Source organism: Kordiimonas sp. UBA4487 (genome assembly GCF_002389025.1).
Lineage (GTDB): Bacteria > Pseudomonadota > Alphaproteobacteria > Sphingomonadales > Kordiimonadaceae > Kordiimonas > Kordiimonas lacus.
Genome location: NZ_DGNR01000014.1, coordinates 22,138 through 46,836 on the forward strand (window position 1 = coordinate 22,138; position 24,699 = coordinate 46,836).

General features: G+C 57.8%; 23 protein-coding genes. 17 read left to right on the forward strand and 6 right to left on the reverse strand.

Annotated features, from left to right (window positions below):
- The first annotated feature begins 19 nt into the window (after window positions 1-19).
- From B3Z17_RS15225 to B3Z17_RS15240, 4 genes are all read left to right on the forward strand, one after another.
- Complete coding sequence (locus B3Z17_RS15225) at window positions 20-334, forward strand: hypothetical protein (protein WP_160328638.1); 315 nt, start codon at window positions 20-22, stop codon at window positions 332-334.
- Window positions 335-421: 87 nt separating this feature from the next.
- On the forward strand, window positions 422-916 hold the full coding sequence (locus B3Z17_RS15230) for a GNAT family N-acetyltransferase (protein ID WP_286830659.1): 495 nt from the start codon (window positions 422-424) through the stop codon (window positions 914-916).
- Between the two features lie 34 nt (window positions 917-950).
- Window positions 951-1,673, forward strand: a complete 723-nt coding sequence (locus tag B3Z17_RS15235) for a hypothetical protein (RefSeq protein WP_286830660.1) — start codon at window positions 951-953, stop codon at window positions 1,671-1,673.
- An 87-nt stretch (window positions 1,674-1,760) separates the two neighbouring features.
- On the forward strand, window positions 1,761-2,675 hold the full coding sequence (locus B3Z17_RS15240; RefSeq protein ID WP_286830661.1) for a hypothetical protein: 915 nt from the start codon (window positions 1,761-1,763) through the stop codon (window positions 2,673-2,675).
- 16 nt (window positions 2,676-2,691) lie between these two features.
- Here the strand turns inward: B3Z17_RS15240 and B3Z17_RS15245 are convergent, their stop codons facing one another.
- Both B3Z17_RS15245 and uvrB read right to left on the reverse strand, forming a co-directional pair.
- Entirely contained in the window at window positions 2,692-3,054 is a 363-nt protein-coding gene (locus B3Z17_RS15245; RefSeq protein ID WP_286830662.1) for an MmcQ/YjbR family DNA-binding protein, read from the reverse strand.
- Between the two features lie 10 nt (window positions 3,055-3,064).
- Entirely contained in the window at window positions 3,065-5,209 is a 2,145-nt protein-coding gene (gene uvrB / locus B3Z17_RS15250) for an excinuclease ABC subunit UvrB (protein WP_286830663.1), read from the reverse strand.
- 274 nt (window positions 5,210-5,483) lie between these two features.
- Between uvrB and B3Z17_RS15255 the strand changes: the two genes are divergently transcribed.
- Complete coding sequence (locus tag B3Z17_RS15255; protein WP_286830664.1) at window positions 5,484-6,194, forward strand: TorF family putative porin; 711 nt, start codon at window positions 5,484-5,486, stop codon at window positions 6,192-6,194.
- Between the two features lie 218 nt (window positions 6,195-6,412).
- On the opposite strand, the gene B3Z17_RS15260 is transcribed toward B3Z17_RS15255, so the two are convergent.
- Window positions 6,413-7,024 carry a LysE family translocator gene (locus B3Z17_RS15260; RefSeq protein WP_286830665.1) on the reverse strand — a complete coding sequence of 204 codons (612 nt, stop codon included), beginning with the start codon at window positions 7,022-7,024 and terminating at the stop codon, window positions 6,413-6,415.
- Between the two features lie 209 nt (window positions 7,025-7,233).
- On the opposite strand from B3Z17_RS15260, the gene B3Z17_RS15265 reads away from it, so the two are divergent.
- The 5 genes from B3Z17_RS15265 to B3Z17_RS15285 all read left to right on the forward strand — a co-directional run bounded on the left by B3Z17_RS15265 (window position 7,234) and on the right by B3Z17_RS15285 (window position 10,877).
- Window positions 7,234-8,436 carry a pyridoxal phosphate-dependent aminotransferase gene (locus B3Z17_RS15265; protein WP_286830666.1) on the forward strand — a complete coding sequence of 401 codons (1,203 nt, stop codon included), beginning with the start codon at window positions 7,234-7,236 and terminating at the stop codon, window positions 8,434-8,436.
- Between the two features lie 76 nt (window positions 8,437-8,512).
- Window positions 8,513-9,319, forward strand: a complete 807-nt coding sequence (locus B3Z17_RS15270; protein WP_286830667.1) for an EamA family transporter — start codon at window positions 8,513-8,515, stop codon at window positions 9,317-9,319.
- A gap of 72 nt (window positions 9,320-9,391) precedes the next feature.
- Window positions 9,392-9,670 (forward strand): autorepressor SdpR family transcription factor, encoded by a 279-nt coding sequence (locus B3Z17_RS15275; protein WP_068307498.1) that lies wholly within the window; start codon window positions 9,392-9,394, stop codon window positions 9,668-9,670.
- On the forward strand, window positions 9,667-10,326 hold the full coding sequence (locus B3Z17_RS15280; protein WP_286830668.1) for an SdpI family protein: 660 nt from the start codon (window positions 9,667-9,669) through the stop codon (window positions 10,324-10,326). The genes B3Z17_RS15275 and B3Z17_RS15280 overlap by 4 nt, the downstream gene beginning before the upstream one ends.
- A 92-nt stretch (window positions 10,327-10,418) precedes the next feature.
- The gene (locus B3Z17_RS15285; RefSeq protein ID WP_286830669.1) at window positions 10,419-10,877 is read left to right on the forward strand and encodes a Dps family protein; all 459 of its coding nucleotides are present in this window, start codon (window positions 10,419-10,421) and stop codon (window positions 10,875-10,877) included.
- Between the two features lie 3 nt (window positions 10,878-10,880).
- Here B3Z17_RS15285 and B3Z17_RS15290 read toward each other — a convergent pair whose 3' ends face one another.
- Window positions 10,881-12,173 carry an NAD(P)/FAD-dependent oxidoreductase gene (locus B3Z17_RS15290; RefSeq protein ID WP_286830670.1) on the reverse strand — a complete coding sequence of 431 codons (1,293 nt, stop codon included), beginning with the start codon at window positions 12,171-12,173 and terminating at the stop codon, window positions 10,881-10,883.
- 148 nt (window positions 12,174-12,321) lie between these two features.
- On the opposite strand from B3Z17_RS15290, the gene B3Z17_RS15295 reads away from it, so the two are divergent.
- The 5 genes from B3Z17_RS15295 (at window position 12,322) to arsH (ending at window position 20,083) form a co-directional block, all read left to right on the forward strand.
- Complete coding sequence (locus B3Z17_RS15295) at window positions 12,322-12,621, forward strand: FeoA family protein (protein ID WP_074519421.1); 300 nt, start codon at window positions 12,322-12,324, stop codon at window positions 12,619-12,621.
- The gene (feoB, locus tag B3Z17_RS15300; RefSeq protein ID WP_068307509.1) at window positions 12,618-14,459 is read left to right on the forward strand and encodes a ferrous iron transporter B; all 1,842 of its coding nucleotides are present in this window, start codon (window positions 12,618-12,620) and stop codon (window positions 14,457-14,459) included. Before B3Z17_RS15295 ends, feoB begins: the two co-directional genes overlap by 4 nt.
- 137 nt (window positions 14,460-14,596) lie before the next feature.
- Window positions 14,597-15,772 carry a dipeptidase gene (locus B3Z17_RS15305; protein WP_349680335.1) on the forward strand — a complete coding sequence of 392 codons (1,176 nt, stop codon included), beginning with the start codon at window positions 14,597-14,599 and terminating at the stop codon, window positions 15,770-15,772.
- Between the two features lie 152 nt (window positions 15,773-15,924).
- The gene (locus tag B3Z17_RS15310; protein WP_286830672.1) at window positions 15,925-19,266 is read left to right on the forward strand and encodes a S41 family peptidase; all 3,342 of its coding nucleotides are present in this window, start codon (window positions 15,925-15,927) and stop codon (window positions 19,264-19,266) included.
- Window positions 19,267-19,366: 100 nt separating this feature from the next.
- Window positions 19,367-20,083: an arsenical resistance protein ArsH gene (gene arsH, locus B3Z17_RS15315; RefSeq protein WP_286830673.1), complete on the forward strand. Its 717-nt coding sequence runs from the start codon at window positions 19,367-19,369 to the stop codon at window positions 20,081-20,083.
- Window positions 20,084-20,089: 6 nt separating this feature from the next.
- Here the strand turns inward: arsH and B3Z17_RS15320 are convergent, their stop codons facing one another.
- Window positions 20,090-20,830 carry a hypothetical protein gene (locus B3Z17_RS15320; protein ID WP_286830674.1) on the reverse strand — a complete coding sequence of 247 codons (741 nt, stop codon included), beginning with the start codon at window positions 20,828-20,830 and terminating at the stop codon, window positions 20,090-20,092.
- 134 nt (window positions 20,831-20,964) lie between these two features.
- Between B3Z17_RS15320 and B3Z17_RS15325 the strand changes: the two genes are divergently transcribed.
- Together B3Z17_RS15325 and B3Z17_RS15330 are read left to right on the forward strand one after the other, a co-directional pair.
- Window positions 20,965-22,248, forward strand: coding sequence for a spinster family MFS transporter (locus tag B3Z17_RS15325; protein ID WP_286830675.1), 1,284 nt, complete (start codon window positions 20,965-20,967; stop codon window positions 22,246-22,248).
- Between the two features lie 177 nt (window positions 22,249-22,425).
- Window positions 22,426-23,985 carry a sulfatase-like hydrolase/transferase gene (locus B3Z17_RS15330; RefSeq protein ID WP_286830676.1) on the forward strand — a complete coding sequence of 520 codons (1,560 nt, stop codon included), beginning with the start codon at window positions 22,426-22,428 and terminating at the stop codon, window positions 23,983-23,985.
- A gap of 46 nt (window positions 23,986-24,031) precedes the next feature.
- Here B3Z17_RS15330 and B3Z17_RS15335 read toward each other — a convergent pair whose 3' ends face one another.
- Window positions 24,032-24,661, reverse strand: coding sequence for a TetR/AcrR family transcriptional regulator (locus tag B3Z17_RS15335; protein WP_068307521.1), 630 nt, complete (start codon window positions 24,659-24,661; stop codon window positions 24,032-24,034).
- Window positions 24,662-24,699 lie beyond the last annotated feature (38 nt).

The following is a 24,699-nucleotide window of genomic DNA, read 5'->3' on the forward strand; positions in this document are numbered from 1 at the left end:
TATGGACCCGGCAACAAATATGAAACCTCCTTCCCTGAGATGGACCCGCGCTCGCCTGCGTCTTTTGAAATGGGCCGCTCTGCCCCTGGCTATTCTTCTGGCAACCCTTGGCGCCATCACGCTGCCGCTCCCCATACCAACCGGTATCGTCCTGATCGCCCTTGGATTGGCTGTGGCCGCCTTCAACCCCAGACTAAAGCGCTGGATCAGGCGCACACGCGCCCGCTTCCCCGTAACCAACGGGAAAATCAGGCGCATCACCCCGCGCCTGCCCGGTTTTATCCGTCGGGCCTTACAGCGCACAGATGCCCGCAATGGCGACCCGAACTCATGAACATACATCATCGATTTATGGAAACTTACGCCTTGCCCGGCTCATGGTTTCAGCGCTAGATTTTTAGGGATCAAGGAGTTCCCAGAAATGATATCAACCCGCGACTATTGCCCTGCTGACTGGCCCGATGTGGACCGCATCTACCAGGAGGGCATCAGAACCGGCCTCGCGACTTTCGAGACCACGCCCAAGGCACAAGCCGATTTTGAAGGAAAAAGCGTGAAAAATAGCGCCCTTGTGGCCGTGGAAGGCGACGAGATCCTGGGCTGGGCTATCCTGTGGCCGGTGTCCGACCGCTGCGTTTATGGCGGTGTGGCGGAAGTCAGCGTTTATGTGGGGGAGGACGCGCGCGGCAAGGGTGTGGGCAAATTGCTTCTCAATGCCCTGGTCAAACGCTCGGAAGAGCTTGGTCTCTGGACGCTTCAAGCGGGCATTTTCCCCGAAAACGAAGCGTCGCGTGCGATACACGAGGCCTGTGGTTTTCGCGTATTCGGTGTGAGGGAACGTATCGGCAAGCTGCACGGTGTCTGGAAAGACAATATGCAGCTCGAGCGCCGCAGCACGGTAAATGGGATCGATTGACAGACTGGCACTTTTTTGGGGGGGATAACCAATCATGAAACAACTGATTTTGGCCACGCTTGCCTTGGGCCTATGCCTGCTGGCACCGGCAGCCGGCGATGCCACCGCCGAGGACACTGCAGTGTTGAGCTTCACCGACATGCACAAGATGGCTGAGCGGGCCTACCGGCTGACCAAGTTATATGATGGTACAGAGGGCACAGGACAGGAAGCCCGTGGCCAGTCCTTGAGCGCCAGGAATTTAATGATTTTGGGGCGACGCGGCATCATCGAATATTATGTCGCCTCCCACCGCGATGAAACCACAGGCACCGTCAGGTCCTGGATTGTGGTGGAAACAACCGGGTCGGAAGCCGTGGAAGACGATACCACGCTGATGCCCGCCTCGCGTCGCCGCACCGCGGGCGCCCGCATGCACCAGTGGAACGGCTATACTGCACGCTACCTCAAAAAGAATACACTGATCGACCTGGCAGTCGCCACCCTTGAAGGGCGCACCGGCAAAGCCAGGCTTGGCGCAACCGAGGAACTTGAAATTCCGGTTGAGACCGCAGACCTGTTCGCACCGGTCAAGGTGGGCAGCGGCATCAGGGTCACGCTGCATTCGGAAGTCTCAGGCGACATGCAGCTCGAAATACCCTTCGCCTATCTGGTCGGCTATTTCGCCCGAACGGCGGAAGAAAACTATCTGGCAGCAGCTGACAAACAGCTGGTGGAACGCCTGCGCGCCGCCCTGCGTGCCAAGGCCGGAACCTAAGCACTCCAGTCAGTTGCATTGGCACAATTTATTTGTGTTCTCTTTTTGTTCTTGCTATTCTCCCACCATCCAAGATGGGGGATGATCATGAAACAGTTGTTAGCGCTCGCACTTGCCTTGACCTTTTTATCCGGCCCGGTATTGGCCGACACACCCAACAAGCCCTATGAGGAAATGACGATTGCGGAACTGCAGGCTGTCGACACCAAGCCGCTTTCCCGCGACGAGAAAAAGCATCTCAAGTCTGTCCTGAAGGCCAAGAAGAAGGCGGAAAAGGCTCGCCTGCGGGAAGAAAAGAAGCGCGCAAAGGCCGAGGCCAAGCGACTGAAAAAGGCCCGGAGGGAAGCCTCGAAGCAGCTGTCCTACATTCAGGCTGTCTATAAAAAGTCCGGCATCTTCCGCGATCCGGGCAACAGCCGACTTCGTATCCGTGGGGCTGATGCCAGCATCAGCTCGGCCGAAGCCATTCTGGCGCTCAGCAGCAATGGCGGCCATGTGGGCTATTTCATCCGCACCTATTATGATCCCGTGTCCGGCACGCTCAGCCCGCAGATTTACCTGACCGTGAAATTTTCCGACACTGTGGACCAGGACCAACTGGATGCGCGGAACGCAACGGCGGAAGCCTACGCCAATCGTCGCGGCTGGTGGAAGAATTACCGCTGGGCCACCCTTGGTGGCGCGGGCCGAAATTTGACGTTGGTGGACCGCTACAGCAACAATGCACCCTACTATCCCTCCTTCTTCGAGGAATATGTCATCCGGCTGGCGTTCGAAGATATCACGGCAGCTGTCAAAGCCGGCTCGACCCTCCGGGTGGATGTGCGCTCGGCATCCCGCGGGGCAGGCGCCTTCACTGTGGCCGTGCCTTATGACTATCTGCTGGGGTATCTGATGCGCCTGTCTGAAGCGGATATGCGTCTGGCGTATTTGAAGGACTGGGCAGGGCCCCGCGTGACTGCACTCAAGGCCACACTCGACACAAATCCACCGGGCCGCTAATAGCAAAATTTGCCAATCAGGCGGGCAGCAGCCCCAGATCCCGCTGCTGCTTTTTGGTCAGCTTGGTGGCGATAATGGCGTGTGCTTCCTCAATATAGCTTTTGATATCATCGTCTGTGAGCGTCTCGCCCGATTGCACCTGCACCCATTTGGCGCGCGCGAGGTACGGCGCTGGCACCACGCCCGGCAGTTCACACAGTACCTGATAGCTGTGGTCGGTGCATTTGAAGCTGATGCAGTCCCGGTCCACCGGTCCCCAGTGCGAGCAGATGGTGAAGATTTTCCCTCCCACCTTCCAGACGGACGAGTTACCCCACTGCACCACGTTCGTGGTAGCTGTTAGAGACTTACAGTAAGCATCGAATTCATCGCGTGTCATCGTGCGCCCCCTAGTAAAGCTTCGGTGTGGACTTGGCCTTTTTGGTGCGCGTGCCGGGGCGGCCGCCGGTGGCGCGCCCCCTGGGCTTGACGCGCGGATCTGAAATCCCCAGCTCGCCCGCCTCCAGCTTGCGGATTTCGTCGCGCAATCTTGCAGCTTCCTCGAACTCCAGATTCTCTGCAGCCGTGCGCATTTTGGCTGTGAGGTCCTCCAGATGCTTCTTGAGGTTCGAGCCCACCAGATGCTGGGCGTCGCCGCCGATATCCACAGTGACATAATCGCCCGCCGACACGTCAGCCATCGAATCACCGATGTTCTTCTTCACCGTCTGCGGGGTGATGCCATGTGCCTCGTTATAGGCCAGCTGTTTGGCGCGCCTGCGGTCGGTCTCGTCAATCGCAGCCTTCATCGAACGGGTGATCTTGTCAGCGTACAGGATCACGCGGCCCTCCACGTTCCGTGCCGCCCGCCCAATGGTCTGCACCAGCGATCGCTCTGACCGGAGGAAACCTTCCTTGTCCGCGTCCAATATGGCCACAAGCCCACATTCGGGGATATCCAGACCCTCGCGCAGCAGGTTGATACCCACCAGCACGTCAAAGGCGCCAAGCCTGAGATCGCGGATGATCTCGATCCGCTCCAGTGTGTCGATGTCCGAATGCATGTAGCGCACCTTCACGCCATTCTCGTGCAGATATTCCGTCAGGTCCTCGGCCATGCGCTTCGTCAGCGTGGTGACCAGCACGCGCATACCCTTTTCGGCCTGCCTGCGCGCCTCGTGCATCAGGTCATCCACCTGGGTTTCAACCGGGCGGATGTCAATCTCGGGGTCGATCAGGCCCGTGGGGCGAATGACCTGTTCGGTGAACACGCCGCCCGTGCGCTCCATCTCCCAGTCGCCCGGGGTGGCGGACACATAAACCGTCTGCGGGCGCATGGCGTCCCATTCCTCGAACTTCAGCGGGCGGTTGTCCATGCAGGACGGCAGCCGGAAGCCATAGTCCGCCAGCGTGGATTTACGCTTGGCGTCGCCCCGGCTCATGCCGCCAATCTGGCTGACGCTGACGTGGCTTTCGTCCACGAACAACAGCGCGTTTTCGGGGATATATTCAAACAGGGTTGGAGGCGGATCGCCCGGGCGGCGGCCCGTCAGATACCGGCTGTAGTTTTCAATGCCCGCGCAGGCGCCGGTGGCTTCCATCATCTCAAGGTCAAAACGGGTGCGCTGCTCCAGCCGCTGGCTCTCAAGAATCCGGCCCCGGTCTTCATACCACTTGAGCCGCTCCGTCAACTCCGCCTTGATATGCTTGATCGCCTGGTCAAGCGTTGGCCGCGGCGTCACATAGTGGCTGTTGGCATAGATTTTCACCATGTCGAGCGTGCGCACCTTCTCACCCGTCAGCGGATCGAACTCCACGATTTCCTCGATCTCATCGCCGAACATCATCAAACGCCAGGCCCGGTCTTCATAGTGGCTTGGGAAGATGTCGATCACGTCGCCGCGTACCCGGAAGGTGCCGCGCTGGAAGGCGGCGTCATTGCGGGTATATTGCATGGCCACAAGGCGGCGCAGCAATTCGCGCTGATCCACTTCCGTGCCCGCCTTCAGCGCGAAGGTCATGGCCGTGTAGGTCTCAACAGACCCGATACCGTATATGCAGCTGACGGACGCCACGATGATCACATCGTCGCGCTCCAAAATAGCACGCGTGGCCGAGTGGCGCATGCGGTCGATCTGTTCGTTGATCGTGGCTTCCTTCTCCACGAACGTGTCGGTGCGCGGCACGTAAGCTTCCGGCTGGTAATAATCATAGTAGGAAACGAAATATTCCACCGCGTTATTGGGGAAGAAGCTTTTGAACTCGCCATAGAGCTGGGCCGCCAGCGTCTTGTTGGGCGCCAGGATCAGTGCCGGGCGCTGGGTCTGTTCAATGATTTTAGCCATGGTGTAGGTCTTGCCAGAGCCCGTAACCCCCAGAAGCACCTGGTCGCGCTCCTTGTCGGCGATACCGCTAACCAGCTCCTTGATAGCCGTGGGCTGGTCTCCTGACGGCGTAAATTCGCTCACCAGTTCGAAGGCAATGCCCGCCTCGGATTTCTCCGGGCGTTCCGGCCTGTGGGGAACGAAAGGCACATTGGCGCCGTCAGGAATCATGGTGGGCTCCGCATATCAAAGACTCGACTTGGGGCAGACTGCCTTGTTCACGGTTTGTTTTCAAGCCCGGAGCTGCACAATTTCGTGACTACAACCTGTCTATTTTTTAATCATTGGACATATTTTCATCATTTGATGTCGCATTCCGTTACAAATGAAACAGAAAATATCCCAGATTCCCGCTGTTTTATAAGAATATTACAAATTGGCACACAGTTTGCTGTTTAGGCCTTCGAATGGATCAAAAAACACAGATTTATTATCGGAGGAAACCATGCCCACTAAATCATTTTTGACTGTGAAAAAATCACTTTTTCTTGGCGCCACCCTGCTCGCTGGCGCGGCTGTAGCCCCAGCCGCTTCCGCACAAGACAGCGCGTCCGCCTTCTCGCTTTCCGCCAATGCGGCGCTCGTGACCGACTACCGTTTTCGTGGCCTGTCGTTGTCTGACAAAGATATGGCATTCCAGGGCGGCTTCGACGTAAGCCACGAAAGCGGCTTCTACATCGGCACCTGGGGCAGCTCGATCGAGAGTTATGCCGGCTCCGAGCTTGAGCTTGATATCTACGCAGGTTACGCCAGCCAGATCGGTGACCTTTCCACAGACATTGGTGTGCTTGCCTATACCTACCCAGGCTCATCCGACACCTATTATGTAGAACTGTATGGCTCGGTTGGTGGCACCATCCAGGAAACTGTCAGTTGGACAGCGGGCGCAGCCTATGTCTGGGACCAGGACAATGTAGGCGGCACCGACAACATCTATCTCTATCTGGACGGCAGCATGCCGCTTGGGGAAACGCCATTCTCGCTCGCCGGCCATGTCGCTTATGAAGACGGCGCCTTCGGCAACGACAAGTGGGACTGGAACCTAGGCGTATCATATGCGTTCGAGCAATTCTCGCTGTCTGTCACCTACGTTGACACCAATGTATCCGGCATCGGCAGCGCGGGTGTTGTTGCTGGCATCAGCGCAAGCTTCTAAGGAATACAAGGATTATACCTTGTCCCTCGGAGGGCGGCTGGGACCTACCAAACCACCTGGCCGCCTTCCACCTTCGCCCGGACGATCTCCTCTCCCCAAACCCTTGTCCGGGTCGGCTGGGCCAGATCATGTCGCTATGGTTTGCCCGTTCTGAGGACAATAGCGCGCCAGCCTTGGGCCGGCCTTATCCCAGGCCTGGTGCGCTATCCGCCTTCTTTTCACCGGGTGGCTACAAGGATTCCCGACCCCATCAACACGGACCCGATGCCACGATCCAGCAGACGCTTGCGCGCCCTGTCCTGGAACAAGAGGCGCGACCGATTGGCCGCCAGAATATAGCCGCCGCATACAGCAAACATCACAGGCGCAATGATCAGGCAGCAAATCACATAGGCCGTCAGGTCCATATGCGCTACATCAAAGAAGGTAGGCAACAGCGCGCTATAGAAAATGATCGCCTTCGGGTTACCCAGGGTGACCAACGCGCCCAGCATTACATCCCTGTGGCCCGATGCCGCCTTGTCTTTCACCGCCATGACAGGTGCGCCCGCGGTACGCCAGGCTTTGATGCCAAGCCACACCAGATATCCAGCCGCAGCATATTTCACCAACATGAAGAAAGGCCCCATCAAGGTCGCAACCGCTGACAGGCCAGCCATTGCTAGCGCAAGAAACAGGAAGTCCACCAGCACCACGCCAACAACCATGCGGAAACCGGCCGCCTGCCCTGCGCTGAGCGTACGCGACACAATCGCGGCCAACCCCGGGCCCGGCGACAGCGCCAGGAAGAACATCGCACCTGCGAAGGAAAGGTAGGCATAGATGGACACGGAACCAGCTCCTGCGGATAACTTGATGACAACGAACGGTGCGCCTTTTCAAACGTATCGTCCAGCCCTCTTGCGCCAACAATTTCTTGAGCACCGGACGACAATTCGTTTGCCAGACCAACTAACCGTTGCGGGCCCTACCCCTTCACCATAATGTGTGCAGGAACCGTTCCCGCTGCTGTCACGCAGCCGCCACACAGAGAATATCCATGACCTTCCTGTCCAAGACGCTCGACCGCATCAACCCAAGCCCCACCATCGCCGTGTCCACCAAGGCTCGCGAGTTGAAGGCCGCCGGCAAGGACGTGATTGGCCTGGGTGCAGGTGAGCCGGATTTCGATACGCCGGACCATATCAAGGAAGCGGCGATCAAGGCCATCTGGGAGGGCCAGACCAAATATACGGCGGTCGACGGCACGCCTGAATGCAAGGCCGCGGTGATTGAGAAATTCAAGCGCGAGAACGGCCTTCAGTTCACGCCGGACCAGATCACAGTGAACTCGGGCGGCAAGCACACGGTCTATAACGCCATGATGGCAACGCTGAACCCGGGCGACGAAGTGGTGATCCCGACACCTTATTGGGTCAGCTATCCTGATATCGTGCAGCTTGCGGGCGGCACGCCCGTGTTTGTGCACACATCGATCGATACAAATTTCAAAATGACGCCCGAAATGCTTGAGACCGCCATCACACCAAAAACGAAATGGCTGATTTTCAATTCGCCATCGAACCCCTCGGGCGCGGCTTATACGGAAGCTGAGATTAAGGCACTCGGGGCAGTGCTCGAGCGCCATGAACATGTCTGGGTGTTCGCGGACGATATCTATGAGCACATCGTCTATGACGGTTTCAACTTCAAAACCATAGCGCAGGCAGTGCCCGCGATCGCCCACCGCACGCTAACGATGAACGGCGTGGCCAAAGCCTATGCCATGACCGGCTGGCGCATTGGATATGCGGGCGGCGACGCGAAGCTGATCAAGGCCATGGCCAAGGTTCAAAGCCAGAGCACATCAAACCCCTGTTCCATCAGCCAAGCCGCGACAGTCGCGGCGCTCACGGGCGATCAGGGCCTCCTGCCTATCCGCGCGGGCAAATTCCAGGAACGGCGCGACTTTGTCGTTGAGATGCTAAACGCGGCAGAAGGCATCAGTTGCCCGACGCCAGAAGGCGCCTTTTATGTCTACCCAAGTGTCGCGGGCTGCATGGGCAAGACCACGCCGTCCGGCAAACGGCTGGAAACAGACGAAGACTTCGTCACCTATATCCTTGAAGACTTCGGCGTTGCGGCCGTGCATGGTGCGGCCTTCGGCCTCAGCCCCCACGTCCGCGTATCCTACGCCACGTCAAACGAAGCCCTCAAGGAAGCCTGCAGCCGCATCCAGGATGCCTGTAGCAAACTGAGGTAATCGCACTATCACTTTTCCGGACAGCACACTCACAGACAACACACTGGCCACGATCCTGATCCTGGTATCGGCCTGCATGCATGCGGTCTGGAACGCAGTCCTGAAGCGCGCTGAAGACAAGAAGGCTGCAATGGTGGGCATCTCTGGGTTCACCGGGCTTCTGTTCCTGCCCCTTGTACCACTGGCGCCGTTGCCGCCACCTGACCTGTGGCCCTGGCTTTTGGCTTCCTTCAGCATTCACCTGATATACCAACTGGCGCTCACAAAGGCGCTGGAGATGGGCGCGTTGACCTTCATTTACCCCATTGCCCGCGGCATGGGACCAACGCTGGTGGCCATCTTCAGCTATCTGTTCCTGGAAGGGGAAATGTCACTCATTGAGGTGGGCGCGGTGATAATCCTTGCCATTGGCATTTTCATCAGCACCTCAACGGGCAAGGCGACCACAGGCGGCACTGCCCGTGAAAACGGCTTCTTTTTCGCCCTACTGACTGGCGCGATGATCGCCAGCTACACTATTGTAGACGGCCTGGCCGTGCGTGTCGCACCCGAGCCGCTGACTTACATCATCTGGTCATCACTCGCCTTCGCCCCAATATTCCTGACCTATTCTGCCCTCCACCAAGGGCCTCAGATTTTGAAGGCAGCCGGAAAGGGCTGGCGCACCAGCATGACTGCCGGCATCATCGCGCAGGGCGGTTACGCGATTGCACTTTATGCCTACAGTATTGGCTCACTTGGTGAAGTCGCAGCAATCCGCGAAACCAGCATCCTGTTCGCACTGTTGATCGGTGCCTGGTGGCTGAAGGAGCCTATCAGCCGACGCCGCTGGCTTGCTGTGCCGCTGATTGCCTTTGGCGCGGTCCTACTGAAATTGGTCTAAGGCAGACACTTGACTTTTTCTTTGTCAGTCCTTATTTCGGTATTTAGCGAAATACAGAAATAAGGACCTAGCATGGCAGATGTATTTCACGCATTGTCGTCGCCAGTCAGGCGACAAATCCTGACAATGCTGAAAGCCCGAGACATGACAGCGGGCGAGATTTCTGACCAGCTTGAGGTCGGAAAGTCGACACTTTCGGGGCATTTCAATGTTCTCAAGGCGGCGGATCTCGTAACGACCGAGCGTAGCGGAACCACCATCACATACAGCCTGAATACGAGTGTGGTGGAGGAGATGCTGGCGCTGGTGGCCGAGGTTTTCGGAAAAGACAAAAAAGGGAGCATCAAATGACGTTGGTGAAATTCAAATTCGCATGGGCGCTGGTTGCCTTGACCCTGTCCTCCGGCGTGATCGCCTTTCTTTTAACAGAGCCCGAAACCCAGGTGCCCGTGCACTGGAACATATACGGCGAAGTCGACAATTGGGCAGAGCCCGCCTTTGCCTTCTTCCTGTTGCCGGGCATCCAGGTTCTTATCATGCTGATTTTCGCTGCCCTGCCCCTGCTGGAGCCACGGAAGGACAATATCACCAAGTCCCGGAAAGCCATCCATGCCATAATATTAGGCACCGTGGGTGTGATGACCGTCGCCCAGTCGGCCATCGTTGCAGGTGCTTTCGGGTACGACCCCATTGGCCCCAATAGCGTTATTGCGGCCGTCGGTGTACTGATCGCAGTCATGGGAAACTATATGAGCAAGCTGAAGTCGAATTTCTTCATTGGTGTACGCACTCCTTGGACGCTATCAAGCGACACAGTATGGCGGAAAACGCACCGGCGCGCAGCCAAACTTTTCATAGTGGCAGGAGGCTTGATTTTCCTGGGATCCTTCTTTGTCCCCGGGCCTTATCTGGCAGCCCTTTTACTGGGCACAATCCTACCCATAACCTTTTATGTCATCTTCTACAGCTGGCGCCTGTGGCAACATGAAAAAGCAGGACCAAAATAATCGATAAAATCGATTAAAATGTCACATTTAATCAATTTCACACTGTAGCACTGCTGCGCTATATATAATTCATCAAAGCAACGGAGGATTTTATGACTAGCTTTGCACAGACTGACCAACAGAAGATGGCCGTAGCCCTGAAGCCGGTTTTGGCTGAAACGGTGCAGCTTTATGTGCTGACACAGAACGTCCACTGGAACGTGACCGGCCCCCTGTTCCAGGCGGTGCATACGCTGACCGAAACCCAGTATACGGAACTGGCCGCCGCGATTGACGAGATCGCAGAACGCATCCGGACACTGGGCGAGAAAGCACCCGGCCGCATGTCTGCCTATATGGAACTTGGCACCATCAGCGAAGGCGATGAAAATGCACAGGCCGAAGATATGGTGCGTGCCCTTGTGGACGCCAACCAGATTGTGGCTGACCGCATCCGTCCCCTTATCGGCAAAGCCGCCGACGCGGGTGATGAAGTAACTGCAGGCCTGCTGACAGACCGCCTGACGGTCCATGAGAAAGCGTGCTGGATGCTCCGCGCCATGCTGGGCTGATACCTAGAGCCTGTCTTTCAGCCAATAATAGAAGACGGCCAACGAGACCGCCTGCTGGCCCAGCCAGCGTGCACAGGACAAATGCCCGAACGGCACCCGCCGTTTGGGCATTTTCGCGAATAGATCAAAATGCTGGGTGCTGGTTCCCGCGATCGCCTGCCCCAGCATATCCCCCGCCAGATTCCCCATATTCACGCCGTGGCCAGTATAGCCTGCCCCAAACCAGATATTGTCGCCCACCCGGCCAATCAGCGGCACCTGCCCGTAAGGCACGCCCAATCTTCCGCCCCATTCGTGGGTGATCTTAACGCCCTCAAGCTGTGGCCAGATTTTAAGAAGCCGCGGCAGCAATTTGGCCTGCACGGATTTCGGCTTGCGTCCCGAATAATTCACCCGCCCGCCAAACAGCACACGCCCATCTGACGACATACGGAAATAGTCGCAAACCTTCTTGGTGTCGCAGATGGCATAGCGCTTGGGGTTCAGCTCATCCAGAAGGGCGCTATCCAGCGGTTCAGTGGCCATCATATAGCTTGCGGCAGCGCTCGAGGTGCCCGTCAGCTCCCGGATCGGCAGCTGGTGGTGCACATTGGCCGCCAACAGCAGATGGTCGGCCGTTACGTCACCGTCTGCTGTCATGACACGCACACGGGGCCCCGGCTCAATCCCCGTAACCGGGCTGTGTTCATGAATGCTCGCGCCTTTTGAAGCTGCGCCATGCGCCAGCCCGACACACAGCTTCAAAGGGTGCAAATGCCCGTCCGACATACTCAAGAGCCCACCCAGGAACTGGTCACCCCCCATGGTAGCCCTGAGCTCATCACCCCCCATGAAATGCCAGCCCCGGTCCGGGAATTTGGTCTCCATCTCATTATAGTGATGATAGAGCGAGGCCAACTGCCGGGGCGTGGACGCCACCTCAAGCCAGCCGGGTGTCAGATCACAGTTGATGCCATAATCATCGATGCGGCGACGGATCAGGTCATGCCCCGCCCACATCATGGCATCCACGGCCTTGGCGCCTTCTTCCCCAAACCGCCTGGCCAGCTTTTCCTGGCCTACAAACCCGCGGATCATCTGCCCGCCATTGCGCCCCGAAGCGCCCCAGCCCACCTGATGCGCCTCAAGAAGGATCACAGTCTTGCCGGCCTCCATGAGGGTACAGGCCGCCGACAGGCCGGTGAAGCCACCGCCAATGATACACACGTCTGCCTGTTGGCTGCCGGAAAGCGCTGAATAGTCGTCGTGGGCGCCCACAGAATGGGCATACCAGCTTGAAGGATAGCCTGCCTGCATAAAATCTCCCTTTCCGCTCATCATACTGCGGCAAATTGCCAGCCCCAAGAGTTTCGTTCCTGCTTGTTCGTGCTTGACTTCCATGCTAAGAGCCAACCAATATTAAGAACCATTCTCATTTTTAACAATTTCAAGGTGCGCGTGGCCCATGAATCAGGAACAGAAAATTGAAGGCGAAGCGACCGGTGCGGCAGACGCGCTCGTGGCGCTTGGGACAATGAAGCCCGGCATGTTCGGCCATGTCATCGCCTTCGACACCACCGATATTCCTGACATTGACCCCGACACAGCAGACCGCCTGCGCGAGATGGGTTTTGCGGAAGACCTCGAGGTGGAGGTCCTGCATCAAAGCCTGATCGGCCGTGACCCCATTGCTGTCCGGATCGGTCGCATGACTGTGGCCCTACGCCGCCGTGAAGCCAATATTGTCAAGGTCCAGCTTGTATGAGTAGCCCATCGCTTGTCGCAGTTGTCGGCAACCCCAATTGCGGCAAATCTGCCCTGTTCAATGCCCTTACGGGACTGAGGCAGAAAGTGGCCAACTATCCCGGCGCGACTGTCGAACGCCGCACGGGACCCTTGCTTGGCAACGATCATATCGAACTTGTCGACCTGCCCGGCACCTATTCCATGACGCCCCGCAGCCCGGATGAAGCTGTTACCACTGATGTTCTGAAGGGCACTTTCAAGGCCGAGCGCCGCCCGGACGCCATCCTGTGCGTGGTCGACGCCACCAATCTGGCGCAGCACCTTCGGTTCGTGATCGAACTTCGGGCGCTTGGCGTGCCGATGGTGATCGCACTCAATATGACAGACCTTGCCGCGCGGGAGCGGATCAACATTGACGCAAGCGCCCTGGCCCACAAGCTGGGTGTGCCTGTGGTTGAAACTGTGGCCGTACGCAAGAAAGGCCTGCAGGACCTCAAGGAAAAAACCATCGAAGCGCTTCAGATGGGTGCGCCCAGCACGCTTTATTTCGGCGCCAGTGTACGCGACTATCAGCGTGCAGCCCGGAAGATTGCCAAGGATGTGACCCTGAGCGAAGGCATCGGCCACAAGACCACCCGGGTGCTGGACAATGTGCTGCTGCACCCTGTTGCAGGCCCCGTCATTCTGCTGGCCATATTATTCCTGATGTTCCAGGCCGTTTTCTCATGGGCCGAAGCGCCGATGACCTGGATCGAAGACGGCATCGCCTACCTGCAGACGGGCGTGAATGACCTTCTGCCGGAAGGCTGGCTGCTCAGTTTCCTGTCGGACGGCATCCTTGCAGGTGTGGGGGCGGTTATCGTGTTCCTGCCGCAGATCCTGATTCTGTTCGCCTTTATCCTGGTGCTGGAAAGCACGGGCTATATGGCGCGTGCCGCCTTCCTGATGGACCGGCTGATGGCGGCGGTGGGCCTGAACGGCCGGGCCTTCATCCCGCTCTTGTCATCCTTCGCCTGTGCCATTCCAGGCATCATGGCGGCGCGCACCATTGCCGACCCCAAGGACCGGCTGACCACTATCCTGATCGCGCCCCTGATGACATGTTCGGCGCGTATTCCGGTATATACTGTGCTGATCGGCGCCGTTATCCCGAATACAACATTGTTCGGTAATTGGGTTGGCCTGCAGGGCGTGGTCATGTTCACACTCTACCTGGCTGGCATCATTGCGGCCCTGATTGTTGCAGCGGTGCTGAAACGGACTGTCGCCAAGGGCAAGGCTCACACCTTCATGTTGGAGCTGCCCAAATACCAGACACCTCGCCTTGCTTACGTCCTGACCGGCCTTTATGAGCGTGCGCGTCTCTTCCTGCGCCGGGCTGGTACGATCATCCTCAGCGTCACCATTTTGCTGTGGTTCCTGGCGAGCTTCCCTGCGGCACCAGAAGGTGCGGCCTCACCCGTCAGCTACAGCCTTGTCGGCATCATTGGCGGCTGGCTTGAGGTAATTTTTGCGCCCATCGGCTTCAACTGGGAAATCTCAGCCGCGCTCGTGCCCGGCATGGCCGCGCGCGAGGTTGCGATTTCAGCGCTTGGCACCGTTTATTCCATCGGCGGCAGCGAAGAAATGGTCGAAGCGGGCGTCCGCGCCGCCATCGCCGCCAACTGGAGTTTGCCAACGGCCTTTTCTTTCATGGCCTGGTTCATCTTCGCGCCCCAGTGCCTGTCCACCATTGCCGTCACGCGCCGCGAAACCGCAGGCTGGAAATGGCCGCTCTTCATGCTTGGGTACTTGTTTGCCTTGGCTTATATCGCGTCCTTCATCACCTATCAGGTGGCAAGCGCGATCATCGGCTAAAACCCCGACACCACATCATTTTCGCATGGCGGCCTTGCCGCCGCCATGAATCTGCGCTAGCCACGTAAGCAATTCATTTTACAAAAAGATAAAAAGTCGGGAGCTAACACGTGAGAGCCTTATTCGCAGCCGCATCCATGCTGGCCATTGCCGCCTGTTCCGAGAATGTCGAAGAGCAGAAAGATTATAGCGCAGATGCCAACCGCATCGCCCAGCAATCCCTGATCGTCGATACGCATATTGATGTACCCTACCGCCTTGACGCTGGCTGGGAAGATGTCTCCAAGGCCACTGAGGAGGGTGACTTCGATTATCCCCGCGCGGTCATGGGCGGCCTAAACGCCCCCTTCATGTCCATCTACACGCCGGCCAGCTATGACGGCACGCCGCGCGCCAAGGAACATGCCGAGGAAATGATCGGCATTGTTGAGCGCATGGTGGCAACCGCCCCAACCAAATTCCGTATCGCCAAGACGGTTGCGGACGTGGAGCAGGCCATGAAAGACGGCGTCATCGCGCTGCCGCTGGGTATGGAAAACGGCTCACCTATCTCGGGCGACCTGGCCAACCTGGATTATTTCTACGAGCGCGGCATCCGCTACATCACGCTGGCGCATTCCAAGGCCAACCATATCTCGGATTCGTCCTACGACACCGAGCGCAAATGGAACGGCCTGTCGGACTTCGGCAAGCAGGCTGTAAAGCGCATGAATGAGCTGGGCATCATGGTGGACATCAGCCACGTGTCGGATGACGCCTTCCGTGACGTGATGGAAATCGCGGCCGTACCACCGATTGCCAGCCACAGCTCGGCACGGCATTTCACGCCTGGGTTTGAACGCAACATGTCGGACGAGATGATCAAGGCGCTTGCAGCCAAAGGCGGCGTGATCATGATCAACTATGGCTCCGCCTTCCTGACGGCAGAAGCCAACGTCTATAACGCCGGGCGCGACGAGGCCTATCTGGAATATCTGGCCGACGAAGAACTTGAAGATTCGACGGACCTCAAGGACCAGTTCACCGAACAGTACCGGGCCGAAAACGCCTACCCCTACGCAAGCCTTGAAGATGTGCTGAATCATATCGATCATGTGGTCAAGCTGGCGGGTGTGGACGCTGTGGGCATCGGATCGGATTATGACGGCGTGGGCGATAGCCTGCCGACCGGCCTCAAGGACGTTGCCTCCTACCCGAACCTGATTGAAGGACTTCTGAAGCGCGGCTATTCCGAAGCTGACATCCAGAAGATCCTGGGCGGCAACCTGATGCGTGTGTGGTCCCAGGTGGAAGCCTACGCTGCAGCCAATTAAACCAAAGATATAATGCTGAAAAGCCGCTCAACTTTGGGCGGCTTTTTTATGCCTTTTCTAGGCCAATAGTTTCAGCTGAGACTAGACGCGCAGGCATTTTTCGCTACAGTTTCTCCCCATAAAAACAAACGCGTTCCATAAGGGGGAAACACATGTTCAAAAAACACACGACAGCACTTGTGCTGGGCCTTCTTGCCGGCACCAGCCTTTCCGCCACCGCGGCACCCAACAGTGACTGGTTCACGGATGCCGCCATCTCACCAGATGGAGACACGGTTCTGGTGGCCTATAAGGGCGATATCTACAGCGTGTCCTCGAAGGGCGGCACGGCTGTACCATTGACCGTTAACGCAGCCTGGGACGGCCACCCAGTATGGTCCCGCGACGGCAAGCAGATCGCCTTCGCCAGTGACCGGAACGGCAACCTTGATATTTATGTCATGCCGGCAGAAGGCGGCGAAGCCAAACGCCTGACCTTCCACAGCGCCAACGACATCCCGCATGATTTCACGCCAGACGGCAAGGCCGTGACCTTCAGCTCCACCCGCGCTGACAGTGCAGCCAGCAGCGGCTTCCCGCGCCGCGCCCTGTCTGAGCTCTATAGCGTGCCCACCTCTGGCGGCACACCAAAGATGGAGCTGACAACACCCGCCTTTGAAGCCCAGTGGAACAAGGACGGCAGCAAGCTGCTGTACCGTGAGGAGAAAGCGCTTGAAAGCGACCTGAGAAAGCATGACGTCAGCGCCTTCGCCCGCGATATCTGGATGTATGACAGTGAGGCAGGCACGCACACACAGCTGACCAGCTTTGTGGGCGGCGACCATAACCCTCTATGGGGCAAGGGCGACGCGATCTTTTACACAAGTGAAGAAGCCGACAGCACCTTCAACGTGTGGAAGCGGGACCTCAAGAGCGGCGAGCAGAACCAGATTACCAAATTCACCAAACACCCGGTGCGGGAGCTGACCCGCGCCAAGGACGGCACCTTGGCCTTCCTGCACCACGGCACGGTGTATACCAGCGGCGAAAGGGGCAAGCCCAAGGCGCTGGACATCAACATCAATGTGGACGGCCACGGCGTAGACACAGAGACCATGTCCGTCTCCCGCGCTGGCAGTGAATTCACTGTTTCGCCGAACGGCAAGGAGATTGCCTTCGTCGCGCGCGGCGAGGTATTCGTCACCTCCACCGAATTCAAGACAACCAAACGCATCACCAGCACCCCAACCCAGGAACGCAGCGTCGATTTCCACCCGGATGGTGACCGCCTGGTGTATGCTGCTGAACGCGACGGCAAATGGAAACTGGTGGAAGCCAAAATCCGCAATGAAGACGAGAAATATTTCTTCGCCAGCACCCTGATCGACGAAAAAGTCCTGTTCGATGCCGATAATGAAGCCTTCCAGCCGAAATATTCGCCGGACGGCAAGAAAGTGGCCTTCCTGTCTGGCCGCGATATCCTGAAGGTTCTGGATATCGAATCTGGTGAAGCTGTTCAGGTTCTCGGGCCGGAACATAACTATTCCTACGCCGACGGTGATATCACCTTTGACTGGTCGCCGGACAGCAAGTGGCTGACGATCGATTTCATCGCCCGCAAGCGCATCTTCATCACCAATGTGGCGATCGTGCCGGCGGACGGCACTAAAGCGCCTGTGGATATCAGCCTGTCGGGCTATCAGGACGGTGGGCCCAAGTGGCACGCCGGCGGCGAAGCGGTTCTGTGGTTCTCAAGCCGCTACGGCCAGCGCGACCACGGCAGCTGGGGCCGCGAGTTTGACGTGATGGCAAGCTTCCTCAACCAGGACGCCTATGACCGCTTCCGCCTGTCGAAGGAAGAGTACCAGCTGATGAAAGAGCTGGAGGAAGACGCCAAGAGGAAGAAAGAGGAAGAAGAGAAAAAGGCCAAGGAAGCGGCCGAAGCGGCAGAAGCGGCAGAAGCGGCAGAAGCGGCAGAAGGTGACAAGACTGAAGGTGAAAAGGCCAGCGATAAAGACGCCGACAAAAAAGAAGAAAAGAAAGACGAAACCAAGTCGGTTGAAATCGAATGGGACGGCATGCAGGACCGCACGGTGCGCCTGACCGTGCATTCCTCCAACCTTGCTGACGCGGTGCTGACGAAGGGCGCGGACAAGCTTTACTACCTGTCCCAGTTCGAGGGCGGCTATGACCTTTGGATGCAGGACCTGCGCGAACATGAGACCAAGCTTCTGTCCAAGCTGAACGCCGACAATGCGACCATCGAACTGTCCAAGGACGAGAAAACCCTGTTCGTCCTGGCAGGCGGCCAGATCATGAAGTTCGAGCTGAACGGCGGTGGTGCGGCCAAGAAAGGTGTCAGCCTGTCTGCCAGCATGGAGCTGGACGGCAAGGCCGAGCGCGCCTATTTCTTCGAGCATATCTGGCGCCAGGTGAAGGACAAATTCTATACCGCAGACCTGCACGGTGTGGACTGGGCCGACATGAAGCTGGAATATAGCGCCAAGCTTGAAAACATTGGCAACAACCGCGATTTCGCCCGGATGATGGAAGAAATGCTGGGTGAGCTGAACGCGTCCCACACCGGCGCCTACTATATCGGCGGTAATGGCGGCGATGATACCGCGTCCCTGGGTCTGCTGTTTGACCTTTCAGCCCCAGAAGGCCCGCTTCTGGTTGAAGAAGTGCTGGAAAAAGGCCCGTTCGACAAGGCGAAAAGCGACGTGGAAGCCGGCATGAAGCTGGTGGCCATTGACGGCACGGAACTCGGGGGCGGCGTAAACCTCCATGCCCTACTCAACCACAAGGCCGGCGACCGCACACGTGTAACCTTCGAGAAGGCCGACGGCACCCGCTTTGACGAAGTAATCAAGCCGATCAGCGGCGGCGCGGAAAGTCAGCTGATGTATGAGCGCTGGGTGAAAAAGAGCCGGGCGCTTGTAGAAAGCCTGTCGGACGGCAAGGTTGGCTATGTGCATGTGCGCGGCATGAATGACGCCAGCTACCGCGAGGTTTATTCAGACCTGATGGGCCGCAACTTCGACAAGGATAGCGTGGTGGTGGACACCCGCTGGAACGGTGGCGGCTGGCTGCATAACGACCTGGCCAAGCTGCTATCGGGCGAACAGTACCTGAAGATGGAAGTGCGGGGCCGAGAGTTTGAAGGCGACCCGCTTGACCAGTGGTACAAGCCATCCATCGTGGTGATGGGCGAAGGCAACTATTCAGATGCCCACGCCTTCCCTTACACCTACAAGGCACTGGAGATCGGCGACACTGTCGGCATGCCGGTGCCTGGCACCATGACCGCCGTCTGGTGGGAAGTGCTGCATTCTGGCGATATCGTGTTCGGCATCCCACAGGTGGGCCAGCGTGACATGGAAGGCAATTATCTGGAGAACCAGCAGCTCGAGCCTGACCATAAAGTGAAAAACCTGCCTGAGGACGTTGCCAAAGGCGTCGACAAACAGCTGGAAAAAGCTGTTGAGGTGATGCTTGAGGCCAAGGAAGACTAGGCTGCCCTCGCCAATGATAGAGTTTGAAAATGGCGCTCCGCTGGCGCCATTTTCCTTGTCCGCAAGGCCAAACAGACCCGCCGAGTAAGGAAGTACCCCCATGACAGGCAACACCACCCCGAATATCGACCAGGATTGCTGGCAGCCGATTGACGACGAACAGCTGTTCCACTTCGAAGATAAGAACAAGAAACCCCGCATCCTCCTGCTGTACGGTTCTTTGCGGTCACGATCTTTCAGTCGGCTCGCGGTGATGGAAGCTGGCAGAATTCTTAACCATTTCGGATGTGAAACAAAAATATTCGACCCATCAGGCCTGCCCTTGCCGGATGCGGCGGAGGACACACACCCGAAGGTGCTGGAACTGCGCGAGTTGGCGACCTGGGCTGAAGGCATGGTGTGGTGCAGCCCGGAACGCCATGGCTCCATGACTGGCATCATGAAGGCCCAGATAGACTGGATTCCTCTTGCGCTTCAGGGGGTGCGGCCCACCCAGGGCAAGACACTGGCCCTGATGCAGGTATGTGGCGGGTCCCAGTCTTTCAATGCTGTCAATCAGATGCGGGTCATTGGCCGCTGGATGCGCATGATCACCATTCCCAACCAGTCGTCTGTCCCGAAAGCCTGGCTCGAGTTTGACGATGACGACCGCATGAAGCCCTCTTCCTTCTATAACCGCATTGTGGATGTGATGGAGGAACTGGTGAAATTCACGCTGCTGACACGCGGTAATAAGGACTATATGGTCGACCGCTACTCCGAACGGAAAGAAAGCGCAGACGAATTCCGCAAACGTATAGACCAGCGCGCGGAGTAACCGCCCCTAGGGCGCCATCAGCTTTTCGATAACAGCTGCATAGTCTGCATCTGTATTGCACACACCGTCGCTTGCCCGGCCGCAATAGCTGGCAGACAGGTTGAAGGCCGCGGGCGGCACCGTGTGGCCCTCAAGCGTCATCTCATAGGCCTTCCCGCCACCGTTCAGCACGGCCCGAAGCGCCAGAGGGCTGAGCATAGCCGCCCGTTCCTCGACACAAAGTTCCGTCATGTTATGAAGCGCTGTCAGAAGTTTCGGGCCGATGAACTGCGGCACCAGCGGCGGCGTGGCGCGCGCCAGCATGCGTTCAGCCGCGTCCGCATAAAACGGCAGGAAGGTATCGTCCGTTGTCGTCATCAAGAAGGCGTTATGCACCTTCTTGTAGGCCTTCAGGCTGCCATGTGTTTGCTGCACCCACGCCTCGCGCCCCACGGCGTGAGTGCCATCTGGCAGCTGAAACCGTTCAGGCGCGAACACCAGCATATCGGCGTCCAGCCATACTACCCGGTCATAGCCGTCGCGTAAGGCACGCTGCATCAGGCGCAGGCGCGCCAGGTCTGTGGCGATCACCGTTTGCGGCGAGACTTTCTCCTGCACCCACCGGGGGATATGGCTGAATAATTCGTCCCCCAGAAAACAGTAATCGGCGCCCACCCGCGCGGCCCAAGCCTCAACCGATGACAGGCACCCGCGCAACCAAGGCGTCAGGGCATTTTCTGTATGCGACTGAAGGATGACAGTTTTCATAAGGCACGCAGCCTCCCCCAAGGTTTCCGTAACGTTTCGCCCTTGCCGGACGGCAAAAGCAGCCTAGCTTGTTCTGTACGCGTTTGGGAAGGCGCAAGCTGCCAGACTGTTAACAAGGCAGCGAGGGGAGTTATATGAAAGACACTGTGGAGACGCCGCCGGTCGGCAGCCTGTCGAACCGAGCCCGCACGTATGCGCTGGTGGTTCTGACAATTGTTTATGCGTTCAACTTTATCGACCGGCAGATCCTGGTCATCCTGCAGGAAGCGATCAAGAATGACCTTGGCCTGTCCGACACGCAGCTAGGGCTGTTGTCGGGTTTCTCATTCGCCATTTTCTATACCGTCCTTGGCCTGCCGATTGCCCGGCTGGCAGACCGCATGAACCGCCGCAATATTATCTCCATTGCGCTGGCGATCTGGAGCGGCATGACCGCCCTGTCCGGCATGGCGCAGAATTTCACACAGTTGTTGCTGGCCCGCATGGGCGTAGGCGTGGGTGAAGCGGGCGGCAGCCCCCCGGCACACTCCATGATCTCTGACATGTTCACGGCGGGCAAGCGGTCAACGGCGCTTGCCGTCTATTCAGCAGGGCTCTATCTGGGCATTTTTCTTGGCTACACATCGGGCGGCTATCTGCAGGAAGCCTACGACTGGCGTACCACCTTCATGATTGTGGGCATCCCGGGTGTCCTGCTGGCCATTATCCTGCGCATGACGGTTCAGGAACCGCCCCGCGGCCTCTATGACAAACCCGGCAGTGACAAACGCTATTCCCTGGTTGAAACCTTCCAGATACTGTTCAAGCTGAAATCTTTCCCCTATATCGCCTTCGGCTGTGCCATGTCGGCGTTTGTCAGCTATGGCACCAGCAATTTCATGCCCAGCTTCATGATCCGCTATCACGGCATTTCCCCAAGCGAGATTGGCCTGACACTGGGCCTGGTGACTGGCATTGGCGGTATGATCGGCACGTTCCTCGGCGGTGCGCTAACCGACAGGTTCGGCGCAAAAGATCCGCGCTGGTATCTCTGGCTGCCGGGCATGACGGCTGTTACAGCCATCCCACTTGCGCTGGTTACCTACCACACCAGCAGCAAAGAGGTAATGCTTGGCACTTATTTCCTCGTGGTGATCCTGTCCACGCTATATCTCGCGCCTTCAATCGCCGTGACCCACCGATTGGTGCCGCCCAGCATGCGGGCGCTTTCCTCCGCGGTGCTGTTCCTGGTGCTGAACCTGATCGGCATGGGCCTTGGACCTGTCCTGGTTGGCGCCATCAGTGACTTCGAAGCCGCGCGCACAGGTGCAGACGGCCTCAGAACCGCCTTGACGATTGGCACATGCATCGCCATCGTGAAAGGATACCTGTTCTGGACCGGTGGTCGCAAACTGCCGGAGGACCTAGCCAGGGACTAGACCAAAAGGTGCTTGCCACACCTTAGTGAAGGCTGTACACCATCTAAGGATCGAATGGAGATATTTGCATATATCAGTCGTTGGGTGGGGAACGAGTTGAAACAAGTACAGGCTTCGGCAAATCGCTTTGAAGCATTTACGATTCTATTTTTGCTGGCAGTAGCGCTGTGGCCATCAATGACGCCTAAGTTTGCGGTGTTGGTGCCGCTGCTGCATGGCCTTTTTCTGTTCTGCGCCTTCGTGCTGGTCCGACATGGGCTGGCGATGATCCGTCCCATTACGGCGCACATCTTCTTCGCGCTTTGTGTCTCGATACTGGCGATTGAAATCGCCATTCACCACTACACCAGCCTGCACCTGAACCGTTTTGTCCTGTCGCTTGCGTTCCAGCCCCAGGCGCAGGACCAGATCGGGCTGTCGAGCACGCTTCTGTATCTGCTCGCGCTGATTGCCGGACTGGCGTATCTTGCGGCCCGCTTTATGCCCTGGCGGTTCCACCTGCCCCTGCGCAGGCTGATAATAGCGACTGTTCTCAGCCTTGTGGCTGCACAGGCGCTGTATGGTTTCCTCTTGTATCAGCGGGATACCGGGCTTTTGAACAGCCAGCGTGACCTGGTCTTTTTCACCGGCCTGCACCACTATCATGCCGAAAGGCTGTTCACCCCTTTATTCGGACCGCGACCATCCAACCCATACGCACAATCCTATAACGGCACCGCCAGCCCGCGCACCGGTGGTGACACATGGACGGTCACACGAAAGCGCAACCTGCTTCTGGTTGTTGCCGACAGCACCCGTTCCGGGGACATCAAGGATGACCCGTCGCTGGCCCCCAACCTTCTGGGGCTGGGCAAGCGTGGCTTCCTGTCGCTTAACCACAGCAGCGTAGCCAACTGCACCCATTTTGGCATGCATACGCTGTTGTCTGGCGAACTGGCCACCACCTTCGGTCCGGCCCGCCACAGCAAGCGGGCACACGGCCTGTTCGCAGCCCTTGCAGAGGCGGGCCATATGGTTAGCACCACAGAGGCACAGTCGCTGGACTGGTACGACCTGGCAACCACCTACCTGCCCGGCGCGGTGCGGGACCTCGCTCCCGCAGGCAACAACAGTGCCAGGGACGACTATGTGGTGGCCCAGACGGTGCACAGGCTGAAACACATGGGCAATGAGCCCTGGGCCCACCTGGCCTACTTCAGCGGCCCCCATTTCCCCTACGACGACCAGGAAATTGCCAACATCAACACCTACCGGGCTGCTATCCAGGCAACGGACCGCCGGATCGGCCAGATGCTGCGCGAACTGGCGGCATCAGGCCTTCTGACGAACACGCTTGTAATCATCACATCAGACCACGGCGAAGAGATTCTCGATAATGGAACCCTGGGCCATGGCAACACCCTCAATGACGCCCAAACCAAGGTGCCGCTGGTTATTCTGGGGGCCTCAGTGCCCACCGACTGGATCAGGAGCCACCGGGACATCCTGCCATTGGTTCGGGCTGAAATGGGCGCTGGCCCTCTGCGCGCCCTGCCGCGCGCGACCGAAGTACAAACAGGCTGTGACTATGAATTCCCGCAGAGCTTTGCCATCATAGAGACCGATGGTCGTGTGGACTTTCGCCTTCAGGACGGCCTATTGGCCCTTGCACCGTCAACAAACGGCACAACCCCAACAGAAGCACAGGTCAGGCGTGCCAGCTTCAAATTGATCCAACTGCTCAACCAAAAAGAATAAGGCGACCAAAGGGCCGCCTTTCTGATACTTTCTGGAGATGGGACGGTTATAGACCGACGCTTGTCAGGATCAGGGCAATCACTGTTTCCTTGGCTTCCTCGAACTGTTCATCGTCCAGCGGCTTGCCGTCGTTCATCACATTGATCTGCGCTTCAAAGTCAGCGTAATTCTGCGTTGTCGCCCAGATCATATAGAAAAGATACCGGGCCTTGACCGGCGACAGCTTGCCTTCTGACATCCAGCGTTCGAGCACCGCTTCCCGGCTTTCAAGCCACGGCTTCACTGTGCCTGTCAGATATTCCTGCAGGAATGGCGCGCCAGAGGCCATTTCAATCGCCCACAGACGTGAACCGTGTGGCCGGTTGCGGGCCAGGTCCATCTTGGAGGATACGTAGGTGCGGATGGCCTCTGCCGGGTCTTCCGTCTCATCGAATGTATCGGCCGCATGCAGCCAGATCGAACAGACGCCTTCGATCACCCGCTTGTAGAGGTCTTCCTTGGCACCAAAATAATAATAGACGTTAGGCTTAGGCACGCCCGCACGTTCCGCGATCAGCCCAACGCTCGCGCCCTTGAAGCCCTTCTCCGCGAACACCGTCTCTGCAGCTGCCAGAATTTTAGCAACATTCTCGCGGCGGATACCGGATTTGTGGCCGCTTTCTTCTTTTTTCGTCATCTCAACAGGGTCCCTCCCGACGCACTCGTTTAAACCAC